Raw genomic sequence first — 15817 nt, 5'->3', positions numbered from 1 at the left:
TGGGGGGAAGGGGAACCCCTCCAGCGCTGGCGGAGGGGTTCCCCTTCCCCCCAGAAAAAATATCCTCCCCCCATAAAATCAACACAACAGAATAAATCTGCCGCATTGAAGAAGGAAAGACAAGGGGCGGGGGCGGGGGTGGGGGTATTTTTTGCTTGGCGGGGGCATTGCCGGCGGCTATGCTGGGGCTGTGCAGGAGAACCGCCATGCCGACATCCTCCGTCCAGCCATCTGTTGTTGGTGCAGATACGCCGCTTTTGTCCGCCGTTGATTTTCCGGCCCGCATCCCAGAGCATTCCCCGGCCCTCATGGCTGTTGCCTCGGGCGGCACGCCGCTGCAGGTGGACGACTATCTGTTTTTCCATGCCGGGGAGCGGCTTATCGGCATCGGGTATGCGCTGACGGGGGGAACATCTCCGGCGGCTTTTGAGGCGGCCTTCCGGGAGGCGAAACGCCGCACCGGGGCACGGATATTCCATCTCATGTCGCCGCGCCTGCCTGCGTCGTTGCGCGGGCATACGACGGAAACGGACCGGTATTATGTGCTGTCGGCGCAGGCCCCCGTGCCTGCGCGGCTGCGTGCGCCGCTGGCACGGGCTCGGGCGGCATTGCGGCTGGAAGACGGACGAGAGTTCACGCCCGCGCATCGCCGCCTGTGGGGGGAATTCCTGGGGCGCGCGTCCCTGCCGCCGTCGGTGCGCGCGCTGTACGGCCGGGTGGAGGACCTGCTGCGGGACGAGCGCTGCCGCGTCCACCTGCTCAATGCCTTTGACGCCGACGGACACCTGGCCGCCTGCCTGGTCATGGACGAGGCCCCGGCGCATTTCGACACCTACCTGCTGGGCGCGCATTCGCGAGAACACGCGACGCCCTACGCCACGGACGCGCTCTTTGCGCTCATGCTGGAACGGGCGCGGCGGCGGGGCAAGCGTTTCATCCATCTGGGACTGGGCGTCAATGCGGGCATCAGCCGTTTCAAGCGCAAATGGGGCGGACGCCCCGCCCTGCGCTACATTCGCGCTGACTGGGAAGAACCCAAGAGGGACGAAGCTTTCCTGCTGGCGTTGCTGGAGAGCATGCATACCGATCCTGACGCCGCCTGGCGCGAGGCCCAGCGCGAGATGGAGCACGCGCAGGTGCAGCGTCCCTTCCGCATGCTCTGGAAAGTGGAAAAGAACGGCCGCACGTCCTGGCTGGGCGGCACGGCCCACTTTTTCCCCTACTCCTTTGAAAGCGCGTTCAAGCGCCTGTTCCGGGAGGTGGACACCGTCCTCTTTGAAGGCCATCTGGACGAGGACAGCCTTGAGACGGTCGCCCGGGCGGGCAAGCGTCCGCCCGCGCCCGAGGCCTGCCTCTACGACCTGCTGACCCCGGTGGAGCGGGCCGCGCTGGCGCGTGTGGTACGCGGGCCGGAGGGGCCGTTCTGGCGCGCCCTCAACATGGAAGCGGCGGACAAGGCCGATGTGGACTGGTTCCTGCGCCGGACACGCCCGTGGTACGCCTTCTTTTCCCTCTGGTGCGCTTATCTGGAACGGCGCGGCTGGCGGTATTCCGTGGATCTGGAAGCCTGGCGCACGGCCCACGACATGGGCAGGCGCGTGCTGGCCATGGAAGACCTCTCCGAGCAGATCGCCGCGCTGGAGAGCGTGCCCCCCGCGCGGGCCGTGGCGCATTTTCGCACTTGCGGGCAATGGGCCGCCTACCTGCGGGCCAATGTCCGCACCTATTTGAGCGGGGACCTTATCGGCATGATGGGCACCAGCACGGAGTTCCCCACCCGCACGGGGCAAGTGATCGCGGAACGGGATCAGCGTTTCCGCGAGCGCATGCGTCCCTATCTGGAACGCGGCGGCTGTTGCGCGCTGGTGGGTTCGGCCCATTTGCTCAATCTGCGGCACATGCTGCGCGAGGACGGCTTTACCGTCACTCCCGCGGGCCGGGGTCTGTTCTTCCGGCTGCGGCGGAAACTGCGCGGCCCCCGGGAGGGTGACGATGACTGACGGCCACGAGATGTCTGACGGCGACTGGCGCGACTTCAGCCTTGGGGCGCTCGTCCCCGAGCAGCTCGTCCACTATGTGCGCGGCATGAGCGGCATGCGCCCCCTGCGCGTAGGCTCCTGCCTCGGCTGGCGGCAGGATGACCGCCTTGTGCTGACCGCCTTCCCGCTCACGGAACCGCCCTTCGGCCCGGCGGAGCGCCAATCCATCGAGGAAGCCGCCGTCCTCGCCGCCTCCCTGCCCTGGGTACGTCATCTGGTGATGCTGGCCCCCTTCCGGCCCCGCTGCGTTCCCCCCTCGGCCCATTGTCATGAAGACGCCTGCTGGAGCGTGCCTCTGCCCGTGCCCACGCCCGGCGGCAAGCTCGGCAATCAGATACGCCGCGCCCTGCGGGAGATCCGCATCGACCAGCACGGCGGCGAAGGCTGGACAGGCGAGCACGAGGACCTCGTGCTGGAGGCCGGCCGCCGCCTGCAAAGCCAGCCCGGCGAGCGCGCCCTTTCCGGCGCTTCCGCCCTGCTCTTTACCCGCATCGGGCACTATTTGCGCGTGGCAGGCCCGGCGGCCCGCTGCTACTCGGCCCGACGCCTGTCCGACGGCAGCCTCTGCGCGCTGGCCGTGGCCGACCATGCCGCCTACGCCACCGCCTTCTACCTCTTCGCCTTCCGCAGCTCCGACGCGCCCCCCGGCACAGCGGACGCCCTCCTCCTCGCTCTGCTGGAAGAAGCCGCCCGGCGCGGGCAACGCCGCTGCAATCTGGGGCTGGGCATCCACGACGGCATCCGCTTCTTCAAACGCAAATGGCAGGCAGAGCCCTGGCTGCCGTATGTCGAATGCGCCTGGGACATCGCCGCCCCCAGCCGACCTTCCCTGCTGGCGCGCCTGCTCACCCGCCTGCGCGGCGATCGACAGGAAGCGTGAACGCTGGGCGTTGTCAGACTGGGGGGAAGGGGAACCCCTCAGCTCGCGCGTGAGGGGTTCCCCTTCCCCCCAGTCCCCCCATCCCTTCCCCAGCGCGCTTTATTCAGGAGGATGCAAGGGCAAGGCGGCCCGTAAGCCGTCCCTTCGGCTGCAGGTCCCCCGGCGGAATGGAGGAAGATAGAGTCCGAGACGGCGGCACAGCGTTTCAAACGGAAAATGCTCACGGGCAAGGCGGCCCGCAAGTCATCCTTTCGGCTGGCGGTCTCCCGGCGGGATGGAAAAGGGGTTGGGAAAAGTACGAGGGACGAAAACTATCTTCATGGAGGCGATGGACCATGCCGCGGACAGACAGGGAAAAACGCACGCAAGCCCCCGACCCGCTGGCCGAAACCGCCCGGCGGCGTCCGGGCTGGTGGGGACGGCTGCGGGAGCGCTGGACGGACGACCGTCCGCTGCAGCACATACAGGTGGAAGTGACCTCCCATTGTCCGGGGGCCTGCTGTTACTGTCCGCGTGCCATCCATGCCGGCACCTGGCGGGCGCGGCACATGGCCGACAGCACCTTTGCGGCGCTCTGGCCGCTCATGCGCCGCAGCCGCCGCATACACTTGCAGGGCTGGGGGGAGCCGCTCCTGCATCCGCGCTTCCTTGACTATGTGGCGCTGGCACGGGATGCGGGCTGCGCCGTTTCCAGCACCACCTGCGGCCTCCGCATGGATGAGGCGCTGGCCGAGGGCATCGTGCGCAGCGGCATGGACATCCTCGCCTTTTCGCTTGCCGGTACGGACGAGGCGGGCAATGCGGCCCGACGGCATGTGCCCTTTGCCCGCGTGGAACAGGCCGTGGCCTGTCTGCAGACGGTCAGACGACGCCTGCGCCGGGACGGCCCGCGCGTGCATCTGGCTTACCTGCTGCTGGCGGGCAATGAGGAGAGCGCCCGCCGCCTGCCCGAACTCATGCGGGAGTGGGACGTGCCCGTCTGTGTGGTCAGCACATTGGACATGCCCGTGCTGCCGGAACACCGCCGGCTTGCCTTTGCGCCGGAGGAGACCGAAAAGATCGCCGCCGCCCGCGCCCTGCTGGAAGAGATCGCCGTCCGCGCCGCCGCCGACGGCCGCCGCATCCGCTACGGCCTGCCGCAGGCCCGCCCCATCCACGCCTGCCGCGAGGCCATCGACAAAAGTTGTTATGTGGATGCCGACGGCTGCATCTCCCCCTGCATCTACGTCAATGTGCCCTGCGCCCAGCCCTCGGCCACGGCGTCCCCGTGGGTCTTCGGCCGACTCCCGCACGACGACGCGCTGGACGTCTGGCAACGGCCGGAGTTTGCCGACTTTCGCGGCGACTTGAGCCACGACGCCCCCCCGCCCCCCTGCCTTCGCTGTCCCAAACGCTACGAAAGCTTTGTCTGAACCGCACAGCGCAACGGCAGGGCACGGAACGTCCGCCGTCTCTCCTCCCTACCCCAGAGCGGTGGACAGGGTACACGACATGCGACAGTGACGCCCGGCCGCCAAGGGGACATTTTCCCTGGATGGTCAACGGCCCTGCCGTCCATTGCGCCGAATCAGCAACGGAAAGCCGTTTCTCCCGGCTCCACATCAAGGGACGATGTGCCGCTACGGCGACAAATACGCTCACGGCATGACATCTGTCCTGTCTTTTTTCGTTGCACTGTGCACGCCGTTTTATTGCGCCGAATCAATAGGAGGAAAGCCGTTTTTCCCGCCTTGCAGCAAAAGAGGATTTGCGCTTGCGGAGCGGGGGCGACGATTCCGCCTTGTTGACGCAAGCGGGGCAGGGCGCGGAGGAGATCGCCGCCCCGAATGGGAAGGGACGCCTTGCGTGCCGCCCTGCCCTTGCATCCTCCTAAATAAAAGCGCGCTGGGGAAGGGATGGGGGGCTTGGGGGGAAGGGGAACACCTCCCGCGCAGGCGGAGGGGTTCCCCTTCCCCCCAGATACCCCGATGCCCGCAACACCGTAGGCGTTACGGGCATCGACGGCAACACGCGTCAGGCGGTGTGCGTCATTTCCCGGCGGTAGTCGTCGGTGAGCAGGGCAAGCAGTTTGAGCAGGAGGAAGAGCATGAACAGGGGGATGAGGACGGTGGTCAGCAGAAAGATGCAAAAGACGTGGAACAGCCTGTCGGTCATGCGGTCGGCATAGTCCAGCATATCGGCGGCCGTTTGCCGGACATCCAGCATGTCGGCGGCTTCTTTGAGCCGATCGAGCAGGCTTTGGTCTTCGGGCACGCTTTCGGCAAATTCCTTGCCGAGCGCGTCGAGGCGTTTTTCTTCGCCGGCGTTCTCGTCCATTTGACGGGCGTATTCGGCGTCAAGATAGGCGCTTTCCACATAACCGGCGGCAAGGGCCACGGCGGGGAAAAAGCACCAGAGCAGCACGGCCAGCCGGGCGAGGAAGCGCGCGACGGGGGCCAGTTGCGGCAGGCGGCCGCCCGTCAGATGCCGAAGCAGCGACAGCACCAGCGCCAGCGGCAGCAGGAGCTTGAAACAGAGCCAGGAGATCAGGCCGATGCTCAGCTTTTCCACCAGCATGAGGCCCATGACGCTAAAGAGCGCGGCGCTCACTCGTTCGATGGCCTCATTGGCCGCGGCCAGCAGTTCGCCCGGCGCGAAGGTCAGCCCCACGCCTATGGGCGTGACGGAGATCTCCGCCCGCTGGATCATGGATATGGTCTTGTCCACCACCTTGGCGGAGACGTACGCCGCCGTGGCGCGTTCCAGCGTGCGGCCGCAGTAGTCCGCGGCGAGCTGTTCCGCCGCGCCGATGACCGGCACTCCGGCATTGGCCCCCTCGCCCATGCGCAGGGGGAGGAGCAGCAACGCCACGAGCAGCGCGATCTTCAGCCAGACTGCGGGGGAGATGCGTTTCATACGTTCCTCGTGAAAAAATGATGGAGGCAAAGCCTCGATGCGCGGCAAGCCGGGGCGCTTTCCCCACAGCTCACCGCATCCTGTTGGTATATCCCCTCCCCTTGAAAGTCCAGCCACGGCATGGGCGTGCGGCGGACAGGCGGCAAAATGGCGTTCGACGCCGGGGAGCGCGGCATGCCGGCACGCCTGGCGGATTTCCGCTTGCCCGCGCCTGCCGCTTGTGTCATTGGGGAACAAAAAATATCGACGGACGCATTCGCCGCCTGTCAAGAAGCCTCTCCATGTCCTCTCAACCCAGAAGACCCAGTTTCCCCTTTGCTCTTGTCTCACTGCTGCTCATCATCGGCCTCATCGCCGGGGCATCATCTTCTTCAAACTGCAGCTCCCGCTGCTCATGCTCAGCGGCTGGGTGATCTGCGCCATACTCGGCAAGCTGCTCGGCTACAGCTACGAGGAACTGGAGCTCGGCGCGTTCGAGCTTATCCAGAAGGCCATGGGGGCCTGTCTCATCCTGGTCTGCGTGGGGGCGCTCATCGGCGCGTGGATCTCGTCCGGCACGGTGCCCATCATGATCTACGCCGGCCTGAAGATCATCTCGCCCAGCATCTTTCTGATGACGAGCCTCATCGTCTGCTCCCTGACTTCCATCTTTACCGGCACGTCCTGGGGCACCATCGGCACGGTGGGCGTGGCCCTCATGGGCATCGGCGCGGGGCTGGGCTTCGATCCCGGCCTTACGGCGGCCACCATCATTTGCGGCGCCTTCTTCGGGGACAAGATGTCGCCCCTTTCCGACACCACCAACATGGCCGCCGCCGTCTGCGGCACGCCCCTTTTCCGTCACATCCGGCACATGTGGTTCACCATCACCCCGGCCTATGTCATCACCTTCTGCATCTATCTCTTCCTCGGCTTCCGGCAGACGAACGACGCCATGTCCCCGGAACAGATCGACCTCATCCTGAACGGCCTCTCCCATCACTTCAATCTCGGCATCGGCGCGGTGCTGCCCATGATCCTGGTGCTGGTCATGCTGCTCAGGCGTTGCAGCCCCATCCTCGCCATCACCAGCGGCGCGCTCTGTGGGGTGGCCGTGGCGGTGATCTGCAACGGCATGGACGTTTCCGTCGCCTTCAACAGCATGTGGAAGGGCTTCCATGCGGACTTCGGGGATTCGCCCATGCTGGACAAGCTGCTCAACCGCGGCGGCGTCACCAGCATGCTCAACATCATGTGTCTTGTGGTGCTGGCCTGCGGCCTGGGCGGCATGCTGCGGCGCATGGGCGTCATCGACGTGGCGCTGGAACCGCTGGCCCGCCGTGCCAACAACGGCTTCCGGCTGGTGGTCTCCACGCTGATCGTGGGGTACGGCACCCTCATGATCACGGCGGCCATCTATTTCAGCATCGTCATGACCGGCACGCTCATGGCTCCGGTGTTTCGGCGGCACGGTTTCCGCGCGGAGAACTGTTCCCGCGTGGTGGAGGACGCCAGCACCCTCGGCGGCCCGCTGGTGCCCTGGGCCAACAACGCCCTGTACCCCATGGCGACCCTTGGCGTGGCCTATCTGGACTACATCCCCTACGTCTATCTGCTCTTCCTGACGCCGTGTTTCTCCATCCTCTACGCCATCTTCAACATCACCATGACGCGCCTGTCGCCTGAAGAGCAGGGACAGGTAAGCCTCCTGAAACAAAAGGCCTGATCCGTGGCCCGACAGGGGGGACGTCCCGTCCCCCCACCGGGCATGATCCCGCGAAGGCCGCCGCACGCGGCCCGCTCCACAATGCTTCATCCTTTCCGGGAGAGACCCATGAACATCGCCATCATCCGCCATGCGGACATCTATGCTCCCGCGCCTCGCGGCCTGGGCAACATCCTCATCATCAACGACAAGATCGCCGCCATGGGCCCGCAGGTGGAGCTGCCCCCCTGGGCGGCCGATGCCGCCGAACCGGTGGAAGTGGACGCCGGCGGCCGCGTCGTCACGCCGGGCCTCATGGACGGACATGTCCACATCACGGGCGGCGGCGGCGAGGCGGGCTTCCATACGCAGGTGCCGCCCCTGCCGCTCTCCGTGCCGGTGACGGGCGGCGTCACCACCATCGGCGGCCTGCTGGGCACGGACGGCATCACCCGCCATGTGGACAACGTGCTGGCCAAGGCCTGCTCGCTGGAGGAGGAAGGCCTTTCCACCTTCATCATGACCGGCGGCTACCCCCTGCCCTCTCCCACCCTCACCGGCAGCGTGCAGCGGGACTTTGCCTGCGTCCACAAGGTCAGAGGGGCCAAGGTGGCCATCGCCGATCATCGCGTGGCCCCGGTGAGCGCGCAACAGCTCGCCGCCCTGGCCACGGACGCCCGCGTGGGCGGCATGCTGCGCGGCATCGTGGGGATGCTGATCATCCATATCGGCGCGGCCCCGGAAGGACTGGCCCGTATCTTCGAGGTGCTGGAGCAGTGCCCCTACCTGGCCCGCCATCTGGTGGCCACCCACATCAACCGCTCGCAGACCGCTTTCGAGCAGGCCGAGGAGCTGGCCCGGCGCGGCGGCTTCATGGACATCTCCTCCGGGCTCAACGCGCATACCCTCGGGCCGGACTGCCTCAAGCCCGCCACGGCCATCGCCCGCGCCCTGCGCGATCAGGTCCCGGCGGAGCATATCCTCATGAGCTCGGACGGCTACGGCAGCGCCGCCCGTTATGACGATCAGGGACATGTGGAAGGACTCGTGGCCTCCGACCTGCATACGCTGGCCGCCGAATTCCGCGACCTTGTGCTGGAAGAAAGGATACCGCTGCCCACGGCCCTGCTGCCGGTGACGCGCAACGTGGCCCGTGCCTACTCGCTGCATCCCGCCAAGGGCGAACTGGCCCCCGGCAGCGATGCGGATATCCTCGTCTGGAGCGAAGACCTGCGGCCGCAGACCCTCTTTGCCCGCGGCCGCCTTATGCTGCGGGACGGCAAGGCGCTGGTGCGCGGCACCTTTGAGGATTAAGGGCAGTTCCCGCTACGCGCAGGCTGCTGTCGGTGCCCGTAACGCCGCGAGCGTTACGGGCACTCTACATCCGAGGGGAAAGGAAACATCCTGGCTCTGCTGACGATGCCCGTAAGGCTCCTGCATCGCCTAACGGGCACGGCCCTGCGGGCCGTCCCTTGGATCGCTGCTCGCGGCAAAAGGGGGCCTTCCCCCAAACTCCCTCATCTTCCCCCAAACCCGCTAGCTGCGTAAGGGGAATCGGAAACGAAACGCCCGGAGCATCTTGCCTGTAAAAAGGCAGAACGCGAGGCGGCGGCGCTGCGCCGCCTCGCTTTTGCCTTTTTCACGGCAAAGCGCTGTTGCGCCGGGAGGCCCGTCACAGGCGGGACAGACCTCCCGGTCCTTTCTGTCGTTGCCGCGACGCTGACGGCGTGCCCCGTGGGGGCTGTCCGCTTCAGCGGATACGCGCGGGCGGGCGCGGGAGAGCGCCGCGTTCGCGGCTCCCCCTCACGGCATCGACAGGCTGTATGCCGCCATCACGGCGGCAGGAAGCTCCGGCATCATGGCCCCCGGTGTCCCGGCGGCTAGCCCCGGTTCCACCAGTAGGCCGTGGAGAATATGGAGGAAAAACCGTCCCAGTTGTAGATGGTGGAATGGAGGTCCTCAAAACGCAACGATCCGCCGCCCGGCGCGACCATGCCGCTCACGGCCTCGTTCCAGGCATCGACAGCCCCACGCTTGCCCGCATCGTCGCCCGGCTCGTCAAAACGGATGACCGAGCCCCCACCGCTCACCGAGCCGCTGGACAGCGTTTCGATAAGGAAGAGGTTGTTGCCCTTGCCGCCGGTGATGGAGACATTTCCGGAAACGCTCATGGCAAACAGCAGATTGTTGCCGTCCCCGAAGCGTACCGAGGCGTTGTCGAAGACAGAACCCGCGACGGCGATATTATTGCCGTCCCCGAAGTCCGCCGAGGCGTCGTCCAGCAGCTGATAGGCAATGAACATATTGTTGCCGTTGCCGAAGCCCACGGAGGATCGTTCCTCCATCTCGTAGATCCGCATGGCGTTGCTCCCGTTGCCGAAGCGGATGCCGGACGAGCCCAGGCTTTCGTACATCTGCATGGTGTTGGAGCCGTCCCCGAAGTTCATGGAGGCGCTGCCGCTGCTCCCGTAAGCGTTGACGCTGTTGTTGCCGTTGCCCAGCGTAAAGGAAGATTGCGACCGCAGTTCGTAGATGTTCACCGTATTGTCGCCGTTGCCCGCCGTCAGCGCGGCGTCGTTTTCCAGCTCGTAGACGTCGATGCGGTTGCTGCCGTCGCCCAGCGTCACGGACGACGTCCCGTAGATGCCGTAGATGTCCACCTTGTTGTTGCCGCCGCCAAGCTCCAGACGGGCGCTCCCCTTGAGCGACTCCACCCCCACGGTATTGCCGCCGTCGCCCAGCGTCACGGACGACGTGTCGTAAAGGCCGTACACGTCCAGCCGGTTGCTGCCGTCGCCAAGCCGGATCCGCGCGCCGCCGCTGACGTTGTGGATGCTCACGTCATTATTGCCGTTGCCGCCGTCCAGCCTGCCGCCGGACATCTGCGCCACATCCACACGATTGTTTCCCTCGCCCAGATCCAGCGTGGCATTGGAGAGCGTCCCCCTGGCGATCACCGTGTCGTTGCCGTCGCCGCCGTTCACGGTCACATCGGACACGTCGCCGCTGAAAACGACGGTGTCGTCTCCGCTGCCGCCATTGATCACCGTGCCGCTGCCGTAGGCAAATATGAGATTATCGCCGTCGCCCGTATCCACCGTGCCGCCGCTCAGATTGACATATACCGTCTCCGCCCCGGCATCCGCATCTTCCAGCAGGCCGCTGAAACGGTTTTTCGAGCCGTCCGCGCCGTACACGTCGGCCACATTGTTGACGGCGTCATACACGGCGTAGCCGTCGCCGTAGCGGCGAACGCTGACATCCCCCTGAAAATCAAAGGAAAATGAGGAGCCTGATCCGCCCGTGAACGTCATCGTATACGTGGGCGTCTCACCCTGGATGATGTCCTGCCGCCGCCCCACCGTCACCAGCGTCCCGTCCGACAGTGACGACGAAAGCTTGTCCCCCAGCTGATAGCCGAGCGCGGCCGTCACCGTCGATGCCGCCTGCGGCGACAAAGTCACCACGTCGCCGCCCGGCATAGCGGCGGGCTGCTGGGCGGACTGTTCCGCCGACATGTTCTCAAGCTGACGCATGGCGCCGGCAACCAGTGAGGAAGAAAGAGAAGACGCGGGATCGATGCTGTTCATCGGTGGACTCCTGGGGAGGAAATAAGGAGCGATACCTGCATACGCCTGCCGGGACTGCTCTCCGGCACGGCGCTTCGTCCAATACTGCCTCTCTTTTCGACCATTCGGAAAAAAAGATTACCTTAAGACAGCCCGGTAGGGCCGTGCCTGTGAGGCGACGAAGGAGCCTTACAGGCATCGACAGCAGCGCCAGGGGGTCCCCCACCCCCAGATACCCCGATGCCCGCAACGCCGTGGGCGTTACGGGCATCGGTATCGACAGCGGCGACAGCGGCGGACATCTTCCCCCGCATGAAGTTCTTTTTACAAGGCCTGGAGGCGTTCGATGGCTTCGGTGGTATCGTCCGGCGAACCGAAAGCGGTCAGGCGGGCGTAGCCTTCGCCGCTCAGGCCGAAGCCCACGCCGGGCGTGCAGACGAGGGCGGCCTTGTGGAGCAGATGATCAAAAAAGCCCCAGGAGGTCATGTCGCCGGGCACGCGCACCCAGAGATAGGGGGCGTTCTTGCCGCCGTAGACATCGAGCCCCATACGGCGGAGAGCGTCAGCGATGCGCGCGCCGTTGGCCAGATAGGCGTCGATGATCTCGCGGGATTCCCGCCTGCCCTGTTCGCTGTGCACGGCCTCGGCGGCGCGCTGCACGATGTAGGGGCAGCCGTTGTACTTGGTGCACTGACGGCGGTTCCAGAAGGCATTGAGGCTGACCTTGCCGCCCTTGCCGTCGGAGATGCGCACGGCGTGGGGCACGACGGTATAGGCGCAGCGCAAGCCGGTAAAGCCGGCGGTCTTGGAGTAACTGCGGAATTCCACGGCCACTTCCTGCGCGCCGTCGATCTCGTAGATGCTGTGGGGCACGTCCTCCTCGCGGATGAAGGCCTCATAGGCCGAATCGTAGAGGATGAGGCAGCCCTCGCGGCGGGCGTACTCCACCCAGGCGGCCAGGGCGTCGCGACGGAGCACCGTGCCGGTGGGGTTGTTGGGGTAGCACAGGTAGATGATGTCCGGCCGTATGGCCGGAAAATCGGGCACGAAATCATTTTCGCGCGTGCAGGGCAGATAAACGAGGCTGTTCCAGCCCCTGTCCGTCAGCTCGCCTGCCCGGCCGGCCATGACGTTGGAGTCCACATAGACCGGGTACACCGGGTCCATGACCGCCACCGTGCAGTCCTGGGCAAAGAGTTCCTGAAAGTTGCCCAGATCGCACTTGGCCCCGTCGCTGATGAAGACCTCGTCCGCCTGCAGGCTCACGCCGCGCGCGGCGTAGTCCTGGGCCACGATGGCCTCACGCAGGAAGGCGTAGCCCTGTTCCGGCCCGTAGCCGTGGAAGCCCGCTGCCGTGCCCATCTCATCCACGGCCTTGTGGAGGGCCGTGATGACGGAGGGCATGAGGGGGCGGCTCACGTCGCCGATGCCGAGACTGATGACCCGCCGTTCGGGATGCGCTTCACGGAAGGCGGCGACTTTGCGGGCGATGTCGGCAAAGAGGTACTGACTTTCCAGACGGCAGAAGTTGGGATTGATGCGCAGCATGTCCATCCCCCCTACGCCGACAGCTCGCCGTAAAAGACCGTGGCGGCCGGGCCGCTCATGTAGACGTGGTTGTCCGCCTTGTCCCAGACGATATGCAGCAGGCCGCCGCGCAGCTCCACATCCACGGTGCGTCCGGTCAGTTCATTGAGCACGCAGGCGACCGCCACGGCGCAGGCGCCGGTGCCGCAGGCCAGCGTCTCGCCGGTGCCGCGCTCCCATACGCGCATACGCACGCGGCTGGTGGAGAGCACTTCCACGAATTCGGTATTGGTCCTCTGGGGAAAGAGCGGATGATGCTCGAATTTGGGGCCGATCACGGGCAGATCCAGCTCGTCGATGCCCTGCTGGAAAATGACGGCGTGCGGATTGCCCATGGAGACGGCCGTGGTGCGGTAGACCGTCCCGTCCACCGTCACCGGGCAGTCCACGAACTGCGGCTTGTCCACGCCGTCGGGCAGGATGGCCGGGATGTCCGCCGGCGCGAGAACGGGCGCGCCCATGTCCACGGTGGCCCCGGTCACGCTGCCGCCGTCCTTGAGCAGACGCACGATGCGGATGCCGGCCGCCGTTTCCACCTGGAGGGTCTCCTTGGTGCACAAACCGTTGTCATAAACGAACTTGCCCACGCAGCGGATGGCGTTGCCGCACATCTCCGCTTCGCTCCCGTCAGGATTGAACATGCGCATGCGCACGTCGGCCTTGTTGGAGGGCAGGATGAGCACCAGCCCGTCCGAACCGATGCCGAAATGCCGGTCGCTCACCCGTTTGGACAATGCGCCGGGATCGGTCACATGGGACGCAAACCCGTTGATGTACACATAATCGTTGCCCAGCCCCTGCATCTTGGTAAACTTGATGGCGTTCATTCACTCTTCCTTTGACAGCTTGCGACCCCTGCCGTCATACGGCGTTCGACTCTTCCAGATATAAAAGAGTATAGGCACTGCCCCGATAAAAGTAAAGAAAGACCCATATACCCGCCGGGACCCGCAGCTTGTGCGCCGTGTGCGGCCCGTCGCCCCCGCCGGGGCTGCCGGATATCCCTTATGCCCGGGATCTCACAAGAAGGCGGAGACGTACGCGCACGCCCCTGCCGCCTGCCTGACTGCATGGCCGTCACTGGCCGGACGCGCCGCGGCAGGCAGGCCCCGTCCGGCGATCCGCCAGAACGCATTTTCCGTTTGAAACGCTTCGCGTTCCAAACCATACGGCCTCGCGTTTTGCCTTTTTTCAAAGACAAAACGCTCTAAAAGTCATGCCTGCTCCCGCAACCGCTCCGCCAACGCAAAAATGCCGGAAGCAGAGCAGCGTATCTTCCCCCCCGGGATAACACTACTCCGCTTCCGGCAATTTTTGAACGGGCTTGTGGCCCGGTCTCTGCAATGTAACTGGGCGGATGTGCCCTACACGGCATCCTGATAAAAACAGGCACGAATTCAATATGTTAAATCAGGCTAAAAGGCAAGCCTTTTTTTGCTGTCACGTATTTCGTCCGCTGTTTCCCCCGCGCACGCCGCATGCCACGACGACGGTGAGAGGGGCACCAGGAGATATGCCGGGCTACCTGCTCTCCTCTGTCCGGCAGATCCGGCCCCTGCGCATCCGCGTCAGCGGAGATTGCGCTTCAAGATAGGCTTCCGCCACATCCACGTCCTTCATGGGCTCCAGAGGGAGTTCCCTGCCGTCCCGCAGCATGCCGTAGCCGTCGCCGCCACGCGCCAGATAGGCAGGCAGCGCCACGCGGTAGCGTCTTTCCGTCTCCAGCGGCGTCGCCCTGCCCTCAGCCGAGACCATGTCCGCGGACACGATGCGGCTGCCGGCCGGACGTACGGCATCCACAGTATAACGCAAGCCCGCCACCTGCAGGAGGGCGGGCCCTTTGCCGCCCTCCCCGGCCACGCCGTGCTCCAGCGCCTGAAGGAGCTGGTTGCCCGTATATTCGCGCAACACCACGACATTGCCGAAGGGGATGGCCGCCAGCAGCCGGCCCCTGTCCACCTCGCCGGGCGGGATGGCCGCACGGATGCTGCCGCCGTTGAGCAGCGCCACCTCCGCGCCCTGCGGACGCGCATAGGCCAGGAAGGCATCCGCCAGCAGCATGCCGCCGAAGCATTCTCCGCTGCGGCAGGCTTCCATGCCGTCGGGAGCCTCCACGTCATGGCGGCCCACCTTATGCGCCTGGTAGCGTTCAAGCTCGGCGGCGTGCCGCGCCGTCAGCGCGGAAATGTCCTCTCGCCGGGGGGCCTCGGCCCGCAACTCGCGCGCCTCGCCCCGCCATTGCACGGGGATGCCCCGCGCATCAAAACTCACGACAAGATCCCCGACATATCGCGTTCCCCAGGCAGCCGTCACCACCAGCACCGGCTGGCCGGACGGCGAATGTTCCACAAGGGGATACTGCCCTGCCGCCGCACCGGGGCCAAGATAGGCGTGCGTATGGCCGCCCACGATGACGTCCACCCCGTCCACCTGACGGGCTAGCGTGCGGTCGGCGGACAGGCCCAGGTGGGACAGCGCCACGATGCGGCGCACCCCCTGCGCTTCCAGCGCCGTCACAGCCTGCCGCAGGCTTTCCGCCGCATCGAGGAAACGCGTCTGCGGGCAGGCCTGCGCCTGCGCCGTCACGCGGTCATTGGCCAGTCCGACGATACCGACTTTTTCGCCTTGCACATTCCGTACCAGAAAAGGCTTGATCCGGCTCCCGAACAGGGGACAAGCCCGCTCAGGCGCGAGATTGGCCGCCACCACGGGGATGGGCTGCGCGTCAAGGAATCGTCGGAGCGGGCCGCAGCCCTCGTCAAATTCATGGTTGCCCAGGGTCATGGCATCATAAGGCATGCGGCGGGCATATTCGGCCAGCACGGGCCATTTTTCCACCGAGTAGAACAACGTGCCCTGAAATTGATCCCCCGCATCCAGCGCAAGCACGTTGTCTCCTTCGCGCCGCGCGGCATCGATGGCGGCGGCGATGCGGCCCATGCCGCCCCGGCAGGCCTCGTCCGTAAAGCAGGCCTGCCCCTGGGCGTCCAGTCCGGCCAGATGGGCATGGGTATCATTGGTGTGCAGGAGGCGCAGCTCCCCGCCCCGCGCCGCCTCCGTCCCGCCCGCCTGCGCGCCGCCTGCCGCCAGCAGGGCCCACAGCGCGAGAGTCGCCCCGCGCCGCAAAAGGCAGGCTCCGCGCCTTCGCCCGTTTCGCATGGCA

Annotated in this window: 10 protein-coding genes; 5 read left to right on the top strand and 5 right to left on the bottom strand. The window is 65.8% G+C overall.

The genetic code is table 11. The features are described from left to right. The first annotated feature begins 308 nt into the window (after positions 1-308). The 3 genes from Q0K12_RS08640 (at position 309) to Q0K12_RS08630 (ending at position 4331) form a co-directional block, all read left to right on the top strand. Positions 309-2000 carry a TraB/GumN family protein gene (locus tag Q0K12_RS08640; protein WP_297262018.1) on the top strand — a complete coding sequence of 564 codons (1692 nt, stop codon included), beginning with the start codon at positions 309-311 and terminating at the stop codon, positions 1998-2000. Continuing rightward, positions 1993-2919 (top strand): translation initiation factor IF-2, encoded by a 927-nt coding sequence (locus Q0K12_RS08635; protein WP_297262016.1) that lies wholly within the window; start codon positions 1993-1995, stop codon positions 2917-2919. The genes Q0K12_RS08640 and Q0K12_RS08635 overlap by 8 nt, the downstream gene beginning before the upstream one ends. A 335-nt stretch (positions 2920-3254) precedes the next feature. Beyond that, a complete protein-coding gene (locus tag Q0K12_RS08630; protein WP_297262013.1) occupies positions 3255-4331 on the top strand; it encodes a radical SAM protein in 1077 nt (358 codons plus the stop codon). 601 nt (positions 4332-4932) lie between these two features. Here the strand turns inward: Q0K12_RS08630 and Q0K12_RS08625 are convergent. After that, positions 4933-5814 carry a hypothetical protein gene (locus tag Q0K12_RS08625; RefSeq protein WP_297262011.1) on the bottom strand — a complete coding sequence of 294 codons (882 nt, stop codon included), beginning with the start codon at positions 5812-5814 and terminating at the stop codon, positions 4933-4935. 394 nt (positions 5815-6208) lie between these two features. Here Q0K12_RS08625 and nhaC point away from each other — a divergent pair, with 394 nt between their 5' ends. Further along, a complete protein-coding gene (gene nhaC / locus Q0K12_RS08620; RefSeq protein ID WP_297262008.1) occupies positions 6209-7519 on the top strand; it encodes a Na+/H+ antiporter NhaC in 1311 nt (436 codons plus the stop codon). Positions 7520-7627: 108 nt separating this feature from the next. Then, on the top strand, positions 7628-8812 hold the full coding sequence (gene iadA / locus Q0K12_RS08615) for a beta-aspartyl-peptidase (protein WP_297262006.1): 1185 nt from the start codon (positions 7628-7630) through the stop codon (positions 8810-8812). Between the two features lie 566 nt (positions 8813-9378). Here the strand turns inward: iadA and Q0K12_RS08610 are convergent. From Q0K12_RS08610 to Q0K12_RS08595, 4 genes are all read right to left on the bottom strand, one after another. Next, positions 9379-11088 (bottom strand): hypothetical protein, encoded by a 1710-nt coding sequence (locus Q0K12_RS08610; RefSeq protein ID WP_297262004.1) that lies wholly within the window; start codon positions 11086-11088, stop codon positions 9379-9381. 303 nt (positions 11089-11391) lie between these two features. Further along, a complete protein-coding gene (locus tag Q0K12_RS08605; protein WP_297262002.1) occupies positions 11392-12615 on the bottom strand; it encodes an LL-diaminopimelate aminotransferase in 1224 nt (407 codons plus the stop codon). Between the two features lie 11 nt (positions 12616-12626). Then, the gene (gene dapF / locus Q0K12_RS08600; RefSeq protein WP_297262000.1) at positions 12627-13481 is read right to left on the bottom strand and encodes a diaminopimelate epimerase; all 855 of its coding nucleotides are present in this window, start codon (positions 13479-13481) and stop codon (positions 12627-12629) included. 694 nt (positions 13482-14175) lie between these two features. Then, positions 14176-15813 carry a bifunctional metallophosphatase/5'-nucleotidase gene (locus Q0K12_RS08595; RefSeq protein ID WP_297261998.1) on the bottom strand — a complete coding sequence of 546 codons (1638 nt, stop codon included), beginning with the start codon at positions 15811-15813 and terminating at the stop codon, positions 14176-14178. Between the last annotated feature and the right edge of the window lie 4 nt (positions 15814-15817).

Origin of the sequence: uncultured Desulfovibrio sp., from assembly GCF_944324525.1 — a bacterium.
In the GTDB taxonomy this organism is placed as follows: domain Bacteria; phylum Desulfobacterota; class Desulfovibrionia; order Desulfovibrionales; family Desulfovibrionaceae; genus Desulfovibrio.
Note: the sequence above shows the minus strand (reverse complement) of the source record. Positions and strands in the feature narration are given on the sequence as shown.

What these genes read in the sequence shown, in the direction of transcription:
- nhaC (WP_297262008.1), top strand. Translation starts at nt 6,209, where the DNA reads ATGCTCAGCGGCTGGGTGATCTGCGCCATACTCGGCAAGCTGCTCGGC.
- Q0K12_RS08610 (WP_297262004.1), bottom strand. Translation starts at nt 11,088, where the DNA reads ATGAACAGCATCGATCCCGCGTCTTCTCTTTCTTCCTCACTGGTTGCC.
- Q0K12_RS08640 (WP_297262018.1), top strand. Translation starts at nt 309, where the DNA reads ATGGCTGTTGCCTCGGGCGGCACGCCGCTGCAGGTGGACGACTATCTG.
- Q0K12_RS08595 (WP_297261998.1), bottom strand. Translation starts at nt 15,813, where the DNA reads ATGCGAAACGGGCGAAGGCGCGGAGCCTGCCTTTTGCGGCGCGGGGCG.
- iadA (WP_297262006.1), top strand. Translation starts at nt 7,628, where the DNA reads ATGAACATCGCCATCATCCGCCATGCGGACATCTATGCTCCCGCGCCT.
- Q0K12_RS08605 (WP_297262002.1), bottom strand. Translation starts at nt 12,615, where the DNA reads ATGCTGCGCATCAATCCCAACTTCTGCCGTCTGGAAAGTCAGTACCTC.
- dapF (WP_297262000.1), bottom strand. Translation starts at nt 13,481, where the DNA reads ATGAACGCCATCAAGTTTACCAAGATGCAGGGGCTGGGCAACGATTAT.
- Q0K12_RS08630 (WP_297262013.1), top strand. Translation starts at nt 3,255, where the DNA reads ATGCCGCGGACAGACAGGGAAAAACGCACGCAAGCCCCCGACCCGCTG.
- Q0K12_RS08635 (WP_297262016.1), top strand. Translation starts at nt 1,993, where the DNA reads ATGACTGACGGCCACGAGATGTCTGACGGCGACTGGCGCGACTTCAGC.
- Q0K12_RS08625 (WP_297262011.1), bottom strand. Translation starts at nt 5,814, where the DNA reads ATGAAACGCATCTCCCCCGCAGTCTGGCTGAAGATCGCGCTGCTCGTG.